The following is a 17,749-nucleotide window of genomic DNA, read 5'->3' as shown; positions in this document are numbered from 1 at the left end:
ATGATAACATTTTTCAATAAATTCAGAATAGGATTACTGCCAATGTATGTATTGCTGGCAATCCTGATAAGCTCCGTTACATCCTGTAACAAAGACGAACTGGAAATACAAAATGATTTCCCTTTTGAGGTAAAGGTGATGCCCGTACCCGAAGAAATTGCTAATGGCAATATCGTGGAGATTAGGCTGACGATAGAGCCAACCGGCAATTATAGTAACACACAATACTTTATTCGTTACTTCCAATTTGGCGGACAAGGAACTTTACAGTATTACGATGAACCGCCGTATCTGCCCAACGATTTGTATCCGTTGCAGGCGAAGCAATTCAGGTTGTATTATACTTCGCATTCCACCGTTTCCCAATCCTTTGAAGTATGGATTTTGGATAATTTTGGCAACGAAAAGCAGTTGAGTTTTGAGTTTAACAGTAGTAATTAGCCGCCAGATATAGGTTTTTATGTTCTCTCGCTATAAAATTCGTATTTAATCACAACCCGAAGATTATCTTCGGGTTGTTTTATTTGCTATTACCCTATGGATCTCTATTAAGCTCATTGTATAACTGATTAAACATTATTATCTTGGTTCTAAATTGTGGCATCCAAATACTATTTTAATAATGAGATTTTAACAACATTCTTATGAAAGATGTAATAGCACGTACCAATAGATTTTATATCGAAATGTCCAGAAAAGTACTTTCTGAGAAGGAGTATGATGTATTGCAGAACCTCTTGATAGAAAAAATGACGCTTCAGGAAGTGGCTGCCATTTATGGGGTCACGCGTGAAAGCGTTCGCCAAATTTACGAAAGAACATATAAAAAAGTAAAGAGCGTAACCCAGTTACTTGCTGAAATTGAAGACTATAAGCTTAAATTGGAACAGTTAAAATACGAATTTAAATGCGAGACTCAACAAATCAAAAAACGGAAAAATAAAACGGAAATTGACCTGAATAAAATGCTTTATGCAAGCCATTTTCCTTTTAGTAAGAGAATGAATAGTATGTTCGAGGTTTTGGATATTCAAACTATAGGACAACTAGCTGAAATACCTCTGAAAAGTTTTGTGTGTTTCAAGGGATTTAAGGAACTGTGCAAAAAAGAACTAATCGCATTTATAGAGTTTGAAAGCATTGAACATCTTTTTGAAGGCTTTTCTGTGTGGAAAACACAGCCAATTCAGTAATTAATAATGGCAGAAAATCCAGTTATAGTAAGGCGGCGTTCTTTTGCTTCTTTTCTTTGGTCGCTGATGGGAAAAGAAAAGAAGTCCCCTAAAACAACGAAAGGGATAATGAATATCCCTTAGAAATCAGAACGCAACCTGTTTGGTAAAATGTGAAGAGAGGACGTTTGAGTGGGTGCATTTTGGCAAAGTGGTTGCACCGATTTGCCGCAAAAAGACTGTCCCGACCATAGGAGGGAGTGTCTTTTTGCCGCCCGATTTCGGTTATCAGGCGACTTTTATGGGGTGGGTACGAAAGTCCTTCAGATTGTGAAAAAAGCCTCTGTACGGTGTCATACCATATCGAAACAAGCTCCATAAAAGCGAACAGCCCATTTGGGTCAAAGAGGAATTGATAAACAAATCCTGTTTTTCCAATGCTTCCGCTAAACTGCAACTCGGTGTGTCGTCCTCTTGTTCAGACTGCTTCAACAATTCGCCAAACTCTTCCGTAATCATTGGCAGGCTTGCCACCGTTTCGTATTTTTCTGAATTGGGTTGGCGAATGTTTCCTATGGTAGATAGTAACACTTGCCCTGTATGCTGGCTGTTACCAAAGTCCAACCAATATTTTGGTTCGTCCCTGTGGTGTCTGTGGTTGCTTACTTCTTTTAGTATTTTAGCAACCCCAAATCTCGCCTGTACATTGTCCACGCAGGTAATGTAAATAGTTGCCCTTGCTTCTTCGGGGATTCTGCCCAAACTATCCTTTTCAAACTTTACGGTTTCGGCTTTCCAATTTGTCCCTGAAAAGCGGTTTGCACGGTTAACGAGTGCAACGGATTTGTATAACCCTGTTTCACTTTCTGCAAAACGCTGTCTTCCTAAATTGGCATTGGTCACAATATCATCATCCCACAAACGCACCTGTAACCCTGCGTGTTCCAATTCGATTAAGCTGTGGTTTATTTCCATTAAAGCGGTCAAAACCTTTGAGCCTGTACCACCTGCACCGATTAAGTTTACCGTAATGGGATTGGTGGGAGTTATCAGATAGTTATCTGTAAAATGTACTTTTAGTTTTTCGGTATTCATCACAAAATATTTTTAAGGGTTTTGTTGTTCTTTTTCAATACATCTTTAGGAAAGGCTTCACCTGTTTCAATCAATTTTTTCCAAAGGCTTACGCAATTCCCTTTTATGGGATTTTGTTTTCCTAATAAATGGCTGAAATAGCTGTTAAAAAAGTAGTCTTCCCAAGCATCGGTAAATTCCTCTACAGAAGCAGAATTTTTAATGTCTATACTTACAGTTCCCATACATACTTTACCATCTTCATAAATGTTGAAGAAAGGAGCAAAATACAATGGTGTATTTTCTGTTGGTCTTCTGTCGGTAGTAAGAGCAAATACGACAAGGCTGTTTTTACTAGCATACCAAAGCATTGACGGTACAGACGCTTTGCCGTTGGGTATGCCCAAACCGTTTACAAAATACAATTGCTGTTCCTGTGCCTTGGTGTACCAAAGTACAGTGCCTTTTTCGCTCGGATTAATATGCAGTATATTGGTCGGCAAAATTCCTTTTGGTTTTAAAAAGGCTTTGTCCTTTTCTTTATCGGTGTGCAAAGCCTTTGCCAATATTTTGGCTTCATTTACGGTCAATGGATGGGCATTGATAGGATTTCCGTTTTTGTTCATATCAAAATGCTCCACGTACATATAGGTATTTGTCCCTTTGGTTTGGTAAAAAACCAATGCAGATTTTGGATGGTAAAGCGTTCCAAAATTATCGGTTATGTCGTTTACGTTGCTCATTTTCTTGTTGTTTTATAATCATACAGTAGTGTGCATAGTTCGTCCAAAAGGGCAAACAGGCGGTTCTCAAAATCAAGGTTGGTTTGTGTTATATTGCTTCCGTCAAAGTATTTACAAATCGTTGGTTCTTCCATTGCTCCATACTCGTTAAACTCATTGTTAATACTGTCGGCAAGTCTCTCATACAGCCAACCTGTAGTATCAGCTATAAAGGAGATGTATTTTTCCATTCCAATAGTTTCGGATTCGTTTTCATCAGTATAGGGGTCTTCTTCGGGTCTTGGTGCGTTTCGGAAAATGCTCTCGTGTGGATATTGTGAATAAAGGGCAAAGGCATCGCAAGCTACTTTTTGGCACTCCTGGTCGAATTTGTCACGGCTTTTAAAGTGGTTATACCGCTGTTCAAATACCTGTAAATTGATACGGTTGAATAGCTTCTGTTCAACCCGTTCGCCTATCCATTCGGCTTTTGCAATCTCTGCAATACAGCTGTCCGTTTTTTCGGTATAATCATCTTGTTCCACCCAATCGTTCATCATTTCGTACATCCAATACAGATAGCAGTTTTCCTGTCGGTAATACGGTATATCGACAATATGGTACAGATAACTGCAAACCGAAACAAGCAATTGAGCCGTCTTTTTACGCTTTGGGTCATGGAGCATTAGAAAGAGTGGCACAATTGGAATATAGTACAGGGTTGTACCTATGCTGTATCGTTCTTCGCTCGTAAAAAATGTTTTCTTACTATCCTGTACCAAACGTAAATTATCCCAATTGACATTGTTTTGTTTTAATTTGGTTTCAGCATCCCAAATAGCCAAAGCCATATTGTAGGGATAGCTATATTCCTGCGTTTGTAACAGTTCAATGCGGTAATGCTCTGCAAGTTGGGAAAGGGATTTGTAAAAATCCCTTTGCGTTTTTGCTGTTTTCTTACAATCCTGTATGGATTGTGTTGTTTTCAGTTTAGGCAGAAACCCACACTTTAGAAAACCATTGGAAGCATTGCTATGGGTACAGATTTCAGTTTGTCTTTCCGTACTTCGTTTGTGTCTTTGGCTCTTTGCATCCATTGTGAGAACTCGCCCAATTGTCGGTGCAGTTGCCGTTGTGTTTTCTGCTGAGGTACGCAGATAGTTCCCGCTAGGATATTGCGTTGCATAGTTCATTGTTTTTTATTTTTGGTTTAACCTTTTGTTCCCATTACGCTCTCTAATTTGTACTCTATCATATCATTACGGATGATGGGGGCAGATACTTTTGCGGTGGTTAGAATGGGATACGTATTGGCGTAAAAATTCAATACCGCTTCCACACTCCAGCGTGGTTCGGGGTCGGTCAGTGTGATGTCCTGTCCTTTATCTTTAAGTATAAATACTCGTTCTAACTGTGTTGCTAATAACATAACTATTGGATTTTGTGTTAAACGGTAGGTTGTTCTGTCGCAAATAGACCTGTTGAAGAAAATTGATTTGATAGTTCCGATTTGCGTTTGCGTATCTCGTCCGCTTTTTCAGGGTAGTCGGTAATTTCGGGTACTTTCATCCATGCTTCACGGAATTTGCCCGCTGTCTCCAATTCGTCAGCCTTTGCCATACCATCTTTAAACTTTTTGTCTTTGGTTTCCTGTTCTTTCTTTTGTATGTCGGATTTTTCCTTTTCCATTGCCGATTGCTTTTTGGCTACTTCCAATTGCTTCATAAAGGCTTCCATATTTACCATTAAACCCGAAGCGGTTTGCAAAGGCGTTGTTATCTGCTGAAAAAATCCCTCGTCCAATTCTTCTGCCGTTCCTCTTAGATTAAGCGGTGGTATCATTTGTTTCGAATTATCACCACATTGCTCATTTTGAAGCATTATGGAAACAATAATGGTGTTATCTATACCCTTTGATATAGTGAGCTGTAAATCTCCCGTAATGCCCATTTGCGCTATCTGATTGAAAAAATTAGTCGGTTCCATAATTTAATTTGATTTTATAGTCTAACATTTGCTTAATTGTTGCTTCGTCATGTCCAATGGCACGTAAGCGTTCTTCATATTTTTTCATTCTTTCCCTGTAATCCTGTTCGGCTTCTTTTCCACGCAGGATCAATAGGTGTGTGTTCCAGCCTGACATAGCTTCCCTAATTATAATATCAAGTTTAAATACGTATAATCTTTCTTCAGACTGTTCTTCATCAGACAACCCAATCTCTGCAAATTGGGTTAAAACGTTCCAATAATTCAGCGACCAATCTTGTTTGTCCCTGCGTTCTGCTTTTACAAATTGGTTGAAAAGGTAATCTGCAAATTCATTTTTCTTCTTGTTTTCCTTTGTCATGATTGTAAATTTTAAATAGGCGACCACCTGTAAAGGCAATCGCCTGTAGTTATTAATTGAGATTTAAGATTTCCGAGCCGTTTATTGAAAAGGCAGTACATAATTCAAATGCTTTCTGTGATTTCATTTGAGCTGTTCCACCCATTACAATACTTTGTAACTTGGCTTCATCATCTTTGTAATTGCGTACATTCTGATAGTAGCCTGTCACGGCATTGTACGCCCCGAACAATGTGCCTTTGGTGGTATCCATTTGTTGAGTGTCGCTTGTCATAGCGTATGCAAAGGCATCTTGCACCACATTTTTGAACACGGTGGAAACTTCATCTTCCGCACCCTTTTTAAGCAAATCCAATGTTTCCTTGTTCGGGCAAAGAGCCAATTGGATTAGTTTTTTTACTTCTTGGTCAGTCACCTTTACTTTAGCCCATTGGTTGAATATTCCTTCTAACTGGTTGCTTAAGGTATCCGCTAATCCCATAACCTTGTGGGCATTTTCCAAATGCTGTTTTGCTCCCGAAGTATGTTTGATGCGTACCACGTTGCTCATCGAACGAAGCGAGGCGTTAAGGGTATTTTGGCAAACAATACGGATAGGGGTGAAGGCTGCTGTTATGCTTCCACTGCCATCGTGTGAAGTGGTCAGGAAAATGTACTTTTCCGTTACATCATCGCCATTTCCTACTCGGATATAGTCGGGTAGTTTGGCAGTGATAAAGATGCGTTCCCCTTGTCCCAATGCTCCTGCGGTTTCGTACAATATTCCTTGTGAACCACCTACAATAGCATCAAAAAAATTGAATGCTTCACGGTTTTGTACGATGTGATAGTCTTTGCCAACCACGCCCAATACGGCATTGTTATCGGCACGGATATTGGCATAATAGGAAGGTACTTCCAATTCGCTACTGCCTATTTCAATACCGTTTCTGGTTTCGATGATGCCCGAACCTTTGGTATATAGTGGTGTTTTTATGACTTCATAATCTAATCCTGCGTGCTTGATTGCTTCTTCGCTTGTAGGGTATTGCGCTACGATTTGCCCTAAGCCGTGCCACGCTTTTTCTTTTACGCTAAAGAATGAATAACGTCCTGTTGTGCTGTTGAAATTGATATTATGTGCCATGATAAAATGATTTAAAAATTTGATAATTGTTTGAATGCTCTTGATTAAAATGGGAGGTCGTCATTTTCCTTATCGTTGCTGTTTCCTGCGTGAGCCTGCACCGTTTCTGATTTTTTGCCACCCCCATGCAGTTTGATTTGCGAGGTGTTGAAGTTCAGCCCTGCGTGTGGTTGTCCGTCATTGCCTGTCCACGCCCTTGCACTTACTCTGCCTGTCAGTTCTACCACCGTACCTTTTGTAAGTATCTGCGCTACTTTTGCACTAAGCCAATACGCACAGTCGAAGTATGTTGTCTGCTCTATGCGTTCGCCCTGCTTGTTTCTGTAGCTGTCGTTAGTAGCTACCGAAAAGTTTACTACTTGTTTTTCCTGTGACGTTCTGCGTACTTCTGCATCCCTTGTCAGTCTTCCGATGATGTTCATGATTTTCTTTTTTTACTGTTATTCACTATTGTTACACTTGATTTTCTTTCAATCTGTTCTCCTCTGTGAGCCTTATTAGGTTTGCCTATTTTTTTAAAATATTTATTCGGCAATGAGAGGAGGCGCTGTTTTGTTTCATTTGTAATATTTAAGTCATTGTTTTTCATATGTGACATTTTTTTTATTCGTGTAAAGAGCCGGAGTATGCTTGTTTTGTTTCATGAGCATAAAAAGGTAGGGTTTAGGAAAACCAAGGTTTTTGAGAAAAATACAACCCGCATGGGTGGAGATTTTATTCAAAACCTCAAAGGGCCTGACCTTGGTTATCCGTTAAGAGCCCGTAAATACCTTTGCTCCTGAAAAAAAGAACCAAGCATCCGTGCTCCTCACCAAATGAAATAGGAAGAAAGGAAGTTAAATGAGATAAAATGGTAAAAAAAAAATAGCTAGAATAACTGATCGAAGTCTTAATCCGTCAAATATTTGTTTTGAAGATATTGGATTCCAAATAAGGACAAATAGTACCATGAGAAAGACATTTTCTCTAATAAGATTGTATCATTTTTAGATTGCATGTCATATTAATCACTGGGGATGATATTCATGATTTATAAGGAGCGATATGGGCCGAAAAAAAATACTAAACTAGAGACTATACCGATAGAAAAGGTGATGCACTGTAGAATGGAAAAGTTATAGAACATCAAACTAATACTTATCAGGGTGAGATTTACGAATAAGGAGAATTGCAAAAAAAATCTCGGCAAAAATTACAAAATACTATCGAGAAAGGTTTTCTTCAAACCGAGGATGATTCGTTTGCTTAAGGCTCGTTTTTGAAAGCATTTTTGAAGTTGCCTCTACTAAAAATTAATTACCAGGAGTTGATAAACAGCCAATCATAGCCAAAAATCTCCTTTTAAAGTCGAAGGTTGATTATTTCTATACCATTGTAATAATTTAGTAATTGTACCGATTAAAAAAAAGAAATCAAAAAAGCAGAATTTATTTTTTGGTAAATGAAAATATGCGACAGTCAAATTTTAAAAAAAATGTTATGGAAGAAATTATAACAAAAGAAGATTTAAGGCAGTTTGGTCTGCAATTATTAGATAAAATGCGCATTATAGTTCAAGAGACCACTCCTGCGCAAACGGAATTAGTACAGCCAGAATGGCTCAAAAGTAAGGCTGTTAAAAAGCTGCTGGATATCTCTGCAGGTTCAGTGCAGAATCTCAGAGTGACACAGAAAGTCCGATTTAAAAAAGTTCTGGGTTCGTATTATTACAATAAAGAAGATCTTCAGAAACTTTTCAATGATGAATCAGACAAATAAACCAAGTGAAGACCAAATCATGAACTATTTATCCATTTGTATGGATGATTCAAGGCTTAACGTATGGCATCTGGCCATTTTAGCGGCAATTCTAAATTTAGGTTACAGGCAGAGACAATGGCAGAGAATCAAAGTTAGTCGCAGTAAAATAATGGCATTGTCGCACATAAATACACTGCCAACATACCATAAATACTTTAAACAGCTTCAAGATTTTGGATATTTCAAGTACAGCCCCTCATACCATCCAGACTATAGGAGCGAAGTTGAACTACATGAAAAAAGGTTATCTCATAACTAATGAGATAACCTCTTTGTTGTACTATTTATTTATGTTTCCGGTATATGAATTAAGATGAGGGTATATTATATTTTTCCTTAATTGTTTTTATATCTTTTTCTAATCTTGAAAGTACAGCTAAATCTACTTTGGACATCTTAAAGGACGTTTTAGTCAATCTTTTATTGAGCAGTGACATTTCGCGTCCAATAGTTACCTGTTCTGTAATGGCATAGGCTTCCGTCTGTTTAACAGAAGCATGGCCTAGCATTTCTTTAACTACATTAATGGGGACATTATTGTTTAATGTAACTGTACTTCCAAAGGTTCGACGTGCCATATGTGTATTTAATGTGAAGGGAAAACCGCATAGAGTCGCAATCTCTTTAAGATACTCGTTCATTTTCTGGTTGGAAGAAACTGGTAAAACGGTGCCACGCTTTAAGCAAAGAGGGTGTTCTTTATATTTCTTAATTATTTTGAGTGCTTGAGGCAATAGTGGGACATTTGTAGGAGAACCCGTTTTTTGTCTTTCAGACATTATCCAAGAATTCCCGTCAATACCATCTTTGATATCGGTTTTTTTTAATTGATATGCGTCGATGTAAGCCAATCCCGTGTAACATTGGAATACAAATACATCTCTGACGACATTAAGTCTTTCTGTGGTAAAATAATGCCTTTCCAATTCATACAGTTCTTGTGTGGAAAGAGGTTTCTTAACTATTTTGGTTTTTCGGCTTTTAAAGTTTTTAAAAGGGTCTTTTAGGATGACTTCCTTATCGATTGCACGAATGACAATTTTTTTAAAATTAGCAATGTATTTAAGCGTGGTATTGTTGCTGCAATTTCGCACTGTTCTCAGGTAAAACTCAAAGTCCTTAATAAATTCAAGATTTAGATCTGTAAATTCAATATCATCAGTATTAAATTTAAATCGAATAAATGACCTTAAATGATTTATCGTAATGGTAAAACGATCAAGAGTTCCTTTAGCATATCCTTTTCCCAGTAAGGCAGTCATTTCATCATTATGTTTTTGAAATTCTTCTAGTACTTTAACCCTTGGAGTAACGTTTCCTAATATGTAATCCATGATCTTTTGGGAAGTTATCGGTTTTCCGCTGTACATGATGTCGGTCTTGTATTCATTGATTTTTAAAATCAGTGAATCCAGAAAAAAGTTAAGGGATCTCGCATCTTCTTTGGTGCCGATAGCCCTTTCGGTTTTCTGGTCCCAGCGGGCGCTGTCCCATTTTCGTTTGGTGGATGTTTCCTTAGGGATTCCATCTACAGTTATTCTAAGATAAACTGTTCTAATTTTACTTTCATTGCGGGGGATTTTCAAAAAGAAAACCAACCCAAAGCTGCTCTCTAACATAATTCAACTTTTTAGATTAATAAATGTAGAATTATAGCATCAAAAAAACAAGTCGTTAACCTCGTTAACCTCTGTATTTACTAGTGTTTAAGTGGTATTCTGTGGCACATTTTGCGAACACGGTAATGTGCCACGATTTTGCCATAGAAACTTTCAGCGTTTTTATAAATATTGAAAAGTGCTTTAAAACAAAAAAACCTGCGAATCCTTGGATTTGCAGGTTTTACCACGTTTTTTGCGGGTTTTTGAAAAGATTGAAAAAGTTGCCTTTTTGCTTCTTTTACCCTTTTGGTGGGGAGAGCAGGATTCGAACCTGCGAAGTTTTCACAGCAGATTTACAGTCTGCCCTCGTTGGCCGCTTGAGTATCTCCCCGAAGCCTTTGAGTACAACACTTAGTTGTTGTTAGCGGTGCAAATATAGAAACAGTTTTCGTTTCTACAAACTAATTTTGCACTTAATTTTAGTATTATTTTTAACGTATTGGTATTGAATAAAATAAAAAAAAATCTCCACTAGGGAGATTTTAATTTTGATTGAAGAAACAGACTATTTAGCCAAAAGTTCTTTGATTTTTGCTCTAAGTTCGTCGCCTCTTAAGTCTTTTGCAACTACTTTTCCGGAAGCATCCAGAATAAAAGTAGCAGGAATAGATTCAACTTGGTATTGTTTGGCTATCGGTTCATCCCAAAACTTCAGATTAGAAACCTGAGTCCAGGTTAATTTATCTTTTGCAATGGCTTCTTTCCACTTAGCAGCATCTTTGTCTAGTGAAACTCCTATAATGTTTAATCCTTTTGAGTGAAACTCTTTATAGATTGCCACTACGTTAGGATTTTCTTGACGACAAGGACCGCACCAAGACGCCCAAAAATCTACAATGGTAACTTTTCCTAAGCTCTCTTTTAGAGAAATGACTTTTCCGTCAGGATTAGGAGCAGAAAAATTAGAAGTTCATTTAGCGTCACCTACAGCTGGAGCACTGGCACCAACAGAAGGCGATTTCATTTCAGTAAGTCTCGTTTTTATAGCTTTACCTGGTTTAGAATTTTTTAAAGTTTCATCTAAGCTATTGTAAATTGCTTCTGTTTTTTTAATATCAGCACTTGGGTCATTAAGCATTCCTTGTACGATTAAAACACTGATGAATGATTTTGGGTGTGTTTCAGAATAAGTTGTGTATTTTGTTTTAGACGCAACACCTACTTCTTCTTGTATTTTTGAATAGCCTTTCATTAGATTATTGATAACAGCAGTATCTTTAGTTTCTTGTGCTGTTTTCATAGCTTGCATGTTTTTATTTTGAAAATCCATTAGTTTCTTTTGAACTACTTTCATCTCTTCATTAAATTTAGCATACTCGTCATTGCTGTAAGTGCCTGAAACTTTAGATTTATGGATACTGTCTTTGTCTATAGCAATATTGATTTCTCCGTTTTCCAGGATAAAAAGAACTTTAGAATAAGGGGCTTTACCAGCTTCTGATTCTAATTGTAACATGTGGAAAGAAGGTTCGGTAACTTTTCCTTTGATTTCAAATTTACCGTTTTCAACTTTTACAGTATCGATAGAAACTACTCCCATACCGTTTTCATCAGGTGTTTCCAGGATTATTGTTTTCCCGTTTTCAATACCGGTTGCAGTACCTGTGATTAGGAATTCATCTTTTCCGACTTTGCTACAAGAAATAAAAACAACAGTAGCTGAAAGTAATAAAACTATTTTTTTCATTATTTAATTTAGTTAATTAAGTTAAGTGTGCAAAAGTATTTAATTTTATCAAAGTATAAATGTTTTTGTGAGCTAATTTTTTGTTATATTTTACAATGCCAAAAATCAAAACCTCTTTATTCGTTTCTTATTTTTTTGACATATTCAATTAGTAATTGTTTTAAATAGCAGAAATATTGTCTTAGTTGATATTTAGATTGTTATTTATTGTTGCACATGCAAAATCTGCTACAGTTTGATGTGTAACAGATAAATTTTGTTGGAAAATATGGAATGTAAATTAGTAGCGCAGCAGCTGTCTTAATTTTTAGTCAGATTGTGTTTCTGTTCACAATCCTGTATATTGGACTCAGCATGTTCTAGCTCGTTCTGCGTAATTTTGATTTCTAGATTTATTGTTCTTAAATCCTTATGCAAGGAAGCACTAATAGGGTTTGATTCTAATTTAAAATCGATTTCAGCTTTTTGTACTAATAATTGATCTAGCGTTTCTTTTGCTTTTTTGTATTGCGATTTATATAAGCGACAAGGGTCATCCATTATAAAAAAGTTTAGGTTTGTTTAGATCTGCTGTTAAAAGTACTAAAAGGAAGTTAAATTAGCAATGGTTTTCTTTGTTTTTAAACTTGAAATAAGGAAATAGTAGAGCATAAAAAAAAACATCCTCGAGATGAGGATGCTTTTCTAAATTTATTCTGTTTTAAATCTAATCTTGGTTAATTGTTTTTCTCCAAGTAAAAGAGTTAAGAATGTGTCTTTTTGCAAATCTTCCAGGAGAATCAGCATTTACCATTTTTACATAAGTTGCTTTTGGTACACTAATGTATTCATAAACACTTCCGTTAGAAAAGTTGATGATTAATCGACCTTCAACGAATTTGTAATCCGTAATTGTTGAAGTGCTAATTGTTTCTGTATATTCTGGTAAGTTTTGTTTGATCGTTTCCGGATTGATACTTACCAAGAAATGGTAGGCTTCAATAATTTTTTTACTGTTTTCTTCAGCAGCTTTTAGACCAGCTTCATCTCCTTGAAATTTATCAGGATGCGCTTCTTTCATCGCATTGCGGTAGATGGTTTTTAAATCTTTTAACTCTGCAGTTTTGTCTACGTTTAGCAGCTTGCGGTATTCAACTATTTTTTTCATAAATATGGTAACTACTTGTCTTTTAATATGGAATTATTATACTATAATTCCAAAATCAACAATTTTTTGCAAAGGTACACTTTTTTTTAAGTTTTTACTTTGTAGTAAAAAAAAAATCATAAAATGAGCTTTTATTTATTTTAATTGATAAATTATTGTTGTGGTTTATTGTTTGCTTTATCAAAGTTTTTTGACTTTTTAGGGTACTTATTGTAACTGATATCGCTTGGATTTTCAATAATTGATTTTATAGTAATCCAATCACCAACAGCGTGCTTAGCCATAACCATTTTATAGTCTAAAAGATATTCACCACAAAAAAAATTGTTGTTTTCGTCCTTTTCAATGATTCCTGTAAAAACTCCTTTTTGAAGCATTTTTTCTTCGGCATCTTTAGTCATAATCTTTTTTTTTAATATTTTGAATTGGCAAAGTTAATCAATTATAACTTGTGTTTTCATGTTCTGCGCTTTCTGGTTATATTTGCCCATGGAAAAAAACTTTCGACCTAGCCCTAATTCATTTAAGAATACCTTTTGTGTTTTTGATGAAATGTCTTTGGATGCAATTGCTGGATTATCGATACAGTATCAAAGTAAATCCGGGAGTTCTTACTATTATACTGCTAAGGGAATGTATCGATTGTCGAATCATTGGGGAAGATTAGCCAATAGTAAATGGCGTTTAGAGCCTATGGAGCCCGAGTCAACTTCTAAAACTAAGTTGGGTTATGCTTCATGGGATAATTTTTATCCTGACAATGCCTTGGATGAATTGTATTATTTAGAGGCTGATTATGTGAAGAGAACCGTGAATTATCAACATAAAAACAATCCAAATTATGATGGCAAAGCGATTCTGCGAACGAGTTTTGAAACAACAAAGAAAATAAAGCAGATTCGTAATCTTTTTAATCTGAATTCATGGGCCAAATATTTTGAATACGAGGATTTGGATGTTTTAAGAAAAGAAATCATTGACGAATTGATTTTTACTACAGCAACTTTGGAGGAAATAAAAAGGAAAATAGCATTACAAAATCAGTAAAAAAACTTTTTTTTTTGATACCAATTATAATCGAATGATTAAAAGAAAACTCTTCTAATCATTCGAAGCAATAAGCACCAAGTCATCTATTGACAGTGGTTTTGACAGATAGCCTAAAATATCTGGATGATTTTTTGCCATTGTTTTGTCTTCTTGAGCTATGGAAGAGCTTACTATATAAATAAGAATTTGCTTGTTGATTATAGGTTTAATAATACTCATTTTCTCCATAAATTCCCAACCATCCATAATGGGCATATTGATGTCTAGCAGAATTAAATCCGGAAGTAATTCAGTATTTTTGACTAGGCCATTTAAAGCATCAATAGCTGTTTTTCCATTTTTGAAAGATTCAGACTCTGCAAACATTTTAGATTTTTGAATTACTTTATTTGCGATGATTTGGTAGATAGGGTCATCATCAATTACCCATACTTTCTTTTTCATTGAATACAGATTTTAAATGTTGTTCCTATGTTAGGTTCGCTTTCTACGCTTATTTTTCCACCCATAGCGTCAATTTGGTTTTTTGTTATAAATAATCCAATTCCTTTGGAATGAGGGTTGTTACTGAATGTTTTGTACATTCCAAAAATCTTGTCACCATTTTTGACTAAATCTATTCCTATGCCATTATCTGAGACTTTCAGTATTTTTTTGCTGTTTTCTTCAGAACAAGAAATAGAGACTGTAGGATTTCGTTCTATATGGCTATAGCGAATTGCATTAGAAAGAAGGTTATACAAGATACTTTCGAGATAGGCCGGATTATAATTCACTTCAATCGTGTCTTCAACAGTACATATAATTCTTGCGTTTTTATTCTTAATTTGGTCCGAAAGAACGGTTAAAGCATTTGTAATATATTGTTTAAGGTTTAGTTTTTCGGTAATTAAATTGGCGTTTTTTCGAATATCTACAATTTCGTTCAGATTGAAAATAGATTCATTAAGAGAATTTGAAACTGATTTTAATAATTGTACCATTTCTTTGGTTTCTTCTTCGGATTCTGAAGTTTCAATCAAATTAATGATAGATGAAATATTGCTGGTATGCGATCTTAAATTGTGTGAAACGATATATGAAAAATTTAATAATCGCTTATTTTGTTCGTTGACCAAATGGAAGGAATTGTTCAAATCTTTTTCGATTTCTTTGGTTTTAGTTATGTCAATCATAATACCGCGCATACTCAAGGCTTGTTTGTTTTCATAGACGATATTTACGATGTCTCTTAGCCAGACTATAGCACCGTTCTTGGCCACCATTCGATATTCAAAATCATGGTCTAAATTTTCAATGACTTTGTCCGAGCAGTATTTTAACACATGCTCACGATCATCAGCATAGATGTGATCCTGCCAAAAAGTGGGACATGCTAACCATTCGTCAGCTGTATATCCTAAGATGTTTTCTACTTTTTTACTGATGAAATTAAAATGTAAGGTTTGAATATCACATTCCCAAACGATTCCGTCTATAGTGTTTATAAGGGATTCGATTTTTTGCTGTGAATTTAAAATCAGTTTTTCATCTTTTTTTCGATCAGTAATATCTTCCGTAGATATGATGACTCTTTCCAGCGTTTCTTCATAGCCTTTGACCACGCTATAAATAAGATTGATATCTCTTATTTCTCCTTTTGGGTTTTTTATTTGGGCATCCATTTTTAAATAATTTTGCCCTTTACAAATCGCTATCAGATGTTTTGTAAAAGAAGGAATGGCTTCTTTGTCAAAAATAATGCTGTTATTATTGAGGATTTCCTCTTTGGTTCTTGGAGCATATTGAATAAGACATTGTTTATTGACATCAATAACTTTTACCAATGAGAAACATTTTAATAGTAAATCAGGATTTGTATTTAAATAAAGAGAAACTTTTTCTGGGCTTTCGTTAATCAGATTCAGGGATTCTAGATGCTTTTTTACAGCTGAATAATCTTGTTCCCAAAGCGCTACAGGAGAGTTGTTAAATAAACTTTTAAATCGCAATTGACTTTTTTGAATTAAATTCTCGTTTTCTTTTCTTAATGTTATGTCTTCAACAATTGCAATGTGAGTTGTGTTTTTTTGATTTGTTTCCCAAAAAGGAGAAATGGAAAGTTTTCCCCAAAAGACTCCGCCAGATTTGGTTAAGTATCTTTTTTCGATTGAATATTCTCTTATTTTTCCTTCTTTGAGCTTTTTCATATAAGACAAGCTGGTTTCTAAATCTTCAGGATGGGTTACAGATTGAAAATTTTTATTTTTCATTTCCAATGGAGTGTAGCCCAGCATTTCGCAGTATTTTTTATTAATCTGGATGAAATCTCCGGTATTATAATCCATCTGAGCAATTCCCACAGAAGCCTGATCAAAAATAGTTTTGAATTTTATTTCACTTTCTTCAAGATTCGATGCCTGCTCATTGACTAATAGTTGTAATTCGGCTGGTTTTTTTAATAATAATGTTATCGAAAAACCAAATAAAGCTGCCAAAATAAAACCTAATGCAGCGGGTAGCAAAAGCGGAATGAAAAAGCTATTAGGGTTTTTAGCTATCAAATATAGTTTCCAGTCACCATCAGGAATTGTGTTGGTTACATAATAAGTCTTAGATAAATCGCCTGCGTAGGGCAAGAAAAAATCTTCTTTTTGTGTGAGCGGGTTTTTATTCGAGATTTGGAAAGAATATTTTGACTTGTTAATCGAGTTAATTCCAGATATTTTTAATAAGGTATTCAGTTTAATAATGACGGCCGAAAATCCCCAAAATTTATTTTTGATATAAACGGGGAATCTCCCTACAATCCCAATGCCACCTTGTTTTAATTCTAATGGACCGGCAAAATACATTTTTTTAGTTGTAATGGATTTTAAGGCTTCTTTTTGATGCTCTTTCGATTTTAAAATATCAAAATTTAAAGCGGCTTGATTTTCTTTGAAAGGATAAACATATCGAATGACACCATTGGGAACTAATTGTACAGCATCAATACTATTATTAGATTGCAATAGTTTTTTACTAATAGCTTCAAAGTCCTCAGGAATACCGTCATTATTGAGCGTAAGTGCTAGTGTAAGCGCAGCGGTATAACAGTTTTTAAGTGATTGGTCAATATTTTGATTAATCGCTTTTAATGAGTTATCCATTTCCAGATGTTCATTTTTTTTTGCAATTTGATATTGTTGTGAAACGATATAAAAAACAATAACGCTCAGGAAAAGAGATATGAAAAAGCCAATACTTTTTGGTTTTTTTAAAAGCCAATTGATGAATTGGGACCACTTTTTTTCAGAATCCATTTATATTATTTGGTAGGTTTTGGGCTAACTTTTTATAATGCGATAAATATATATAAAAAAGTTTAGTAAGCATAAAAAAAGAAGTTTTCTATCTAAATTTAGTGTTAATTTTAAAACAATTAAAAATTAAAAACGGATTTAGCTTACAAGTTAAAAAGCTAAACTTTGATCAAGTAAAAGCCATCTAGTTTGAATTAAAAAAACGAACTTTGCAGTTGGCCGAACTTTGTTGTCCAGAATGGGAAAAACAAGGTTTTGTTACATTAAAATATTTAAAAAATGAGTAGAAATAACGAAAAAAACATCAAAAAACATAACGACAAATTGCACAAAGCCCAAGACAAAGCAAAACAAGCTCAAATGCTTCGTAAGGAAAAACTAAAGCAGATTGTAAAGAAATTTAATGATACTAAATCTTCAGAATAAATTTAAACTATAAAGGATATGGAAGACCATAAATTGAATGCTTTAAAAGCAAATGTTCAGGAAATTATAGATTTAATAGCTAATAAAAATGCTAAAGAAGCTAATAATAAATTGGTAGAAGTTAGTGAGGAATTAGATGATCTGCTTGATTTTTCTGAAGATGATGAGGATTTAATTGAAATTAGTAAATATCAGGTATTATTGAATCAATTGCATCAAAGAATAGTGGCACTTAATGGACATCTATAACTGT

Annotated in this window: 22 protein-coding genes, 1 tRNA gene and 1 pseudogene; 6 read left to right on the top strand and 18 right to left on the bottom strand. The window is 35.0% G+C overall.

Annotation, left to right across the window (positions count from 1 at the left end; genetic code table 11):
* Positions 1-441 (top strand): DUF3872 domain-containing protein, encoded by a 441-nt coding sequence (locus BUB25_RS10420; protein ID WP_072943984.1) that lies wholly within the window; start codon positions 1-3, stop codon positions 439-441.
* Positions 442-644: 203 nt separating this feature from the next.
* On the top strand, positions 645-1,193 hold the full coding sequence (locus tag BUB25_RS10415) for a sigma factor-like helix-turn-helix DNA-binding protein (protein ID WP_072943982.1): 549 nt from the start codon (positions 645-647) through the stop codon (positions 1,191-1,193).
* Between the two features lie 267 nt (positions 1,194-1,460).
* Here BUB25_RS10415 and BUB25_RS10410 read toward each other — a convergent pair whose 3' ends face one another.
* From BUB25_RS10410 to BUB25_RS16630, 9 genes are read right to left on the bottom strand one after another with little or no spacing between them, the layout of a single operon-like run.
* A complete protein-coding gene (locus BUB25_RS10410) occupies positions 1,461-2,267 on the bottom strand; it encodes a PRTRC system ThiF family protein (protein ID WP_072943980.1) in 807 nt (268 codons plus the stop codon).
* Positions 2,267-2,989, bottom strand: coding sequence for a PRTRC system protein B (locus BUB25_RS10405; protein ID WP_072943977.1), 723 nt, complete (start codon positions 2,987-2,989; stop codon positions 2,267-2,269). The genes BUB25_RS10410 and BUB25_RS10405 overlap by 1 nt, the downstream gene beginning before the upstream one ends.
* Positions 2,986-4,161, bottom strand: a complete 1,176-nt coding sequence (locus BUB25_RS10400) for a hypothetical protein (RefSeq protein WP_072943975.1) — start codon at positions 4,159-4,161, stop codon at positions 2,986-2,988. The genes BUB25_RS10405 and BUB25_RS10400 overlap by 4 nt, the downstream gene beginning before the upstream one ends.
* A 17-nt stretch (positions 4,162-4,178) precedes the next feature.
* Positions 4,179-4,397: a PRTRC system protein C gene (locus tag BUB25_RS10395; RefSeq protein ID WP_072943973.1), complete on the bottom strand. Its 219-nt coding sequence runs from the start codon at positions 4,395-4,397 to the stop codon at positions 4,179-4,181.
* A gap of 17 nt (positions 4,398-4,414) precedes the next feature.
* Positions 4,415-4,954: a PRTRC system protein E gene (locus tag BUB25_RS10390; protein ID WP_072943971.1), complete on the bottom strand. Its 540-nt coding sequence runs from the start codon at positions 4,952-4,954 to the stop codon at positions 4,415-4,417.
* The gene (locus BUB25_RS10385) at positions 4,941-5,315 is read right to left on the bottom strand and encodes a hypothetical protein (protein WP_072943969.1); all 375 of its coding nucleotides are present in this window, start codon (positions 5,313-5,315) and stop codon (positions 4,941-4,943) included. The genes BUB25_RS10390 and BUB25_RS10385 overlap by 14 nt, the downstream gene beginning before the upstream one ends.
* Positions 5,316-5,367: 52 nt before the next feature.
* Positions 5,368-6,441, bottom strand: a complete 1,074-nt coding sequence (locus BUB25_RS10380) for a DUF932 domain-containing protein (protein WP_072943966.1) — start codon at positions 6,439-6,441, stop codon at positions 5,368-5,370.
* Positions 6,442-6,485: 44 nt separating this feature from the next.
* Entirely contained in the window at positions 6,486-6,863 is a 378-nt protein-coding gene (locus BUB25_RS10375; RefSeq protein ID WP_072943964.1) for a single-stranded DNA-binding protein, read from the bottom strand.
* Positions 6,860-7,030 (bottom strand): hypothetical protein, encoded by a 171-nt coding sequence (locus BUB25_RS16630; protein WP_158234600.1) that lies wholly within the window; start codon positions 7,028-7,030, stop codon positions 6,860-6,862. The genes BUB25_RS10375 and BUB25_RS16630 overlap by 4 nt, the downstream gene beginning before the upstream one ends.
* An 890-nt stretch (positions 7,031-7,920) precedes the next feature.
* Between BUB25_RS16630 and BUB25_RS10370 the strand changes: the two genes are divergently transcribed.
* A complete protein-coding gene (locus tag BUB25_RS10370; RefSeq protein ID WP_072944228.1) occupies positions 7,921-8,199 on the top strand; it encodes a MerR family transcriptional regulator in 279 nt (92 codons plus the stop codon).
* A gap of 350 nt (positions 8,200-8,549) precedes the next feature.
* On the opposite strand, the gene BUB25_RS10360 is transcribed toward BUB25_RS10370, so the two are convergent.
* The 7 genes and pseudogenes from BUB25_RS10360 to BUB25_RS10330 all read right to left on the bottom strand — a co-directional run bounded on the left by BUB25_RS10360 (position 8,550) and on the right by BUB25_RS10330 (position 13,137).
* Complete coding sequence (locus BUB25_RS10360) at positions 8,550-9,860, bottom strand: site-specific integrase (protein ID WP_072943960.1); 1,311 nt, start codon at positions 9,858-9,860, stop codon at positions 8,550-8,552.
* A gap of 289 nt (positions 9,861-10,149) precedes the next feature.
* Positions 10,150-10,233, bottom strand: a tRNA-Tyr gene (locus BUB25_RS10355).
* A gap of 174 nt (positions 10,234-10,407) precedes the next feature.
* Positions 10,408-10,794 (bottom strand): annotated as a pseudogene (locus BUB25_RS10350) (TlpA family protein disulfide reductase); the annotation flags it as partial.
* A gap of 18 nt (positions 10,795-10,812) precedes the next feature.
* Positions 10,813-11,589: a DUF4369 domain-containing protein gene (locus tag BUB25_RS10345; protein ID WP_072943947.1), complete on the bottom strand. Its 777-nt coding sequence runs from the start codon at positions 11,587-11,589 to the stop codon at positions 10,813-10,815.
* Positions 11,590-11,889: 300 nt separating this feature from the next.
* Positions 11,890-12,129, bottom strand: a complete 240-nt coding sequence (locus BUB25_RS10340) for a hypothetical protein (protein ID WP_072943945.1) — start codon at positions 12,127-12,129, stop codon at positions 11,890-11,892.
* 166 nt (positions 12,130-12,295) lie between these two features.
* The gene (locus BUB25_RS10335) at positions 12,296-12,736 is read right to left on the bottom strand and encodes a KTSC domain-containing protein (protein WP_072943943.1); all 441 of its coding nucleotides are present in this window, start codon (positions 12,734-12,736) and stop codon (positions 12,296-12,298) included.
* A gap of 152 nt (positions 12,737-12,888) precedes the next feature.
* On the bottom strand, positions 12,889-13,137 hold the full coding sequence (locus BUB25_RS10330) for a hypothetical protein (RefSeq protein ID WP_072943941.1): 249 nt from the start codon (positions 13,135-13,137) through the stop codon (positions 12,889-12,891).
* 88 nt (positions 13,138-13,225) lie between these two features.
* On the opposite strand from BUB25_RS10330, the gene BUB25_RS10325 reads away from it, so the two are divergent.
* Positions 13,226-13,783: a hypothetical protein gene (locus tag BUB25_RS10325; protein ID WP_072943939.1), complete on the top strand. Its 558-nt coding sequence runs from the start codon at positions 13,226-13,228 to the stop codon at positions 13,781-13,783.
* Between the two features lie 54 nt (positions 13,784-13,837).
* Here the strand turns inward: BUB25_RS10325 and BUB25_RS10320 are convergent, their stop codons facing one another.
* Positions 13,838-14,230: a response regulator gene (locus tag BUB25_RS10320; protein ID WP_072943937.1), complete on the bottom strand. Its 393-nt coding sequence runs from the start codon at positions 14,228-14,230 to the stop codon at positions 13,838-13,840.
* Positions 14,227-17,070: a PAS domain S-box protein gene (locus tag BUB25_RS10315; protein ID WP_072943935.1), complete on the bottom strand. Its 2,844-nt coding sequence runs from the start codon at positions 17,068-17,070 to the stop codon at positions 14,227-14,229. The genes BUB25_RS10320 and BUB25_RS10315 overlap by 4 nt, the downstream gene beginning before the upstream one ends.
* A gap of 279 nt (positions 17,071-17,349) precedes the next feature.
* On the opposite strand from BUB25_RS10315, the gene BUB25_RS16625 reads away from it, so the two are divergent.
* Both BUB25_RS16625 and BUB25_RS10310 read left to right on the top strand, forming a co-directional pair.
* A complete protein-coding gene (locus tag BUB25_RS16625; RefSeq protein WP_170066902.1) occupies positions 17,350-17,496 on the top strand; it encodes a hypothetical protein in 147 nt (48 codons plus the stop codon).
* An 18-nt stretch (positions 17,497-17,514) separates the two neighbouring features.
* Complete coding sequence (locus BUB25_RS10310; protein WP_072943933.1) at positions 17,515-17,745, top strand: hypothetical protein; 231 nt, start codon at positions 17,515-17,517, stop codon at positions 17,743-17,745.
* Positions 17,746-17,749 lie beyond the last annotated feature (4 nt).

This window comes from Flavobacterium granuli, from assembly GCF_900129705.1.
Lineage (GTDB): Bacteria > Bacteroidota > Bacteroidia > Flavobacteriales > Flavobacteriaceae > Flavobacterium > Flavobacterium granuli.
Note: the sequence above shows the minus strand (reverse complement) of the source record. Positions and strands in the feature narration are given on the sequence as shown.

Coding starts and splice junctions, on each gene's coding strand:
- BUB25_RS10405 (WP_072943977.1), bottom strand. CDS start 2,989: ATGAGCAACGTAAACGACATAACCGATAATTTTGGAACGCTTTACCAT.
- BUB25_RS10320 (WP_072943937.1), bottom strand. CDS start 14,230: ATGAAAAAGAAAGTATGGGTAATTGATGATGACCCTATCTACCAAATC.
- BUB25_RS10345 (WP_072943947.1), bottom strand. CDS start 11,589: ATGAAAAAAATAGTTTTATTACTTTCAGCTACTGTTGTTTTTATTTCT.
- BUB25_RS10335 (WP_072943943.1), bottom strand. CDS start 12,736: ATGAAAAAAATAGTTGAATACCGCAAGCTGCTAAACGTAGACAAAACT.
- BUB25_RS10385 (WP_072943969.1), bottom strand. CDS start 5,315: ATGACAAAGGAAAACAAGAAGAAAAATGAATTTGCAGATTACCTTTTC.
- BUB25_RS10310 (WP_072943933.1), top strand. CDS start 17,515: ATGGAAGACCATAAATTGAATGCTTTAAAAGCAAATGTTCAGGAAATT.
- BUB25_RS16625 (WP_170066902.1), top strand. CDS start 17,350: ATGAGTAGAAATAACGAAAAAAACATCAAAAAACATAACGACAAATTG.
- BUB25_RS10325 (WP_072943939.1), top strand. CDS start 13,226: ATGGAAAAAAACTTTCGACCTAGCCCTAATTCATTTAAGAATACCTTT.
- BUB25_RS10375 (WP_072943964.1), bottom strand. CDS start 6,863: ATGAACATCATCGGAAGACTGACAAGGGATGCAGAAGTACGCAGAACG.
- BUB25_RS10340 (WP_072943945.1), bottom strand. CDS start 12,129: ATGGATGACCCTTGTCGCTTATATAAATCGCAATACAAAAAAGCAAAA.
- BUB25_RS10390 (WP_072943971.1), bottom strand. CDS start 4,954: ATGGAACCGACTAATTTTTTCAATCAGATAGCGCAAATGGGCATTACG.
- BUB25_RS16630 (WP_158234600.1), bottom strand. CDS start 7,030: ATGAAAAACAATGACTTAAATATTACAAATGAAACAAAACAGCGCCTC.
- BUB25_RS10315 (WP_072943935.1), bottom strand. CDS start 17,070: ATGGATTCTGAAAAAAAGTGGTCCCAATTCATCAATTGGCTTTTAAAA.
- BUB25_RS10395 (WP_072943973.1), bottom strand. CDS start 4,397: ATGTTATTAGCAACACAGTTAGAACGAGTATTTATACTTAAAGATAAA.
- BUB25_RS10330 (WP_072943941.1), bottom strand. CDS start 13,137: ATGACTAAAGATGCCGAAGAAAAAATGCTTCAAAAAGGAGTTTTTACA.
- BUB25_RS10360 (WP_072943960.1), bottom strand. CDS start 9,860: ATGTTAGAGAGCAGCTTTGGGTTGGTTTTCTTTTTGAAAATCCCCCGC.
- BUB25_RS10410 (WP_072943980.1), bottom strand. CDS start 2,267: ATGAATACCGAAAAACTAAAAGTACATTTTACAGATAACTATCTGATA.
- BUB25_RS10420 (WP_072943984.1), top strand. CDS start 1: ATGATAACATTTTTCAATAAATTCAGAATAGGATTACTGCCAATGTAT.
- BUB25_RS10370 (WP_072944228.1), top strand. CDS start 7,921: ATGGAAGAAATTATAACAAAAGAAGATTTAAGGCAGTTTGGTCTGCAA.
- BUB25_RS10415 (WP_072943982.1), top strand. CDS start 645: ATGAAAGATGTAATAGCACGTACCAATAGATTTTATATCGAAATGTCC.
- BUB25_RS10400 (WP_072943975.1), bottom strand. CDS start 4,161: ATGAACTATGCAACGCAATATCCTAGCGGGAACTATCTGCGTACCTCA.
- BUB25_RS10380 (WP_072943966.1), bottom strand. CDS start 6,441: ATGGCACATAATATCAATTTCAACAGCACAACAGGACGTTATTCATTC.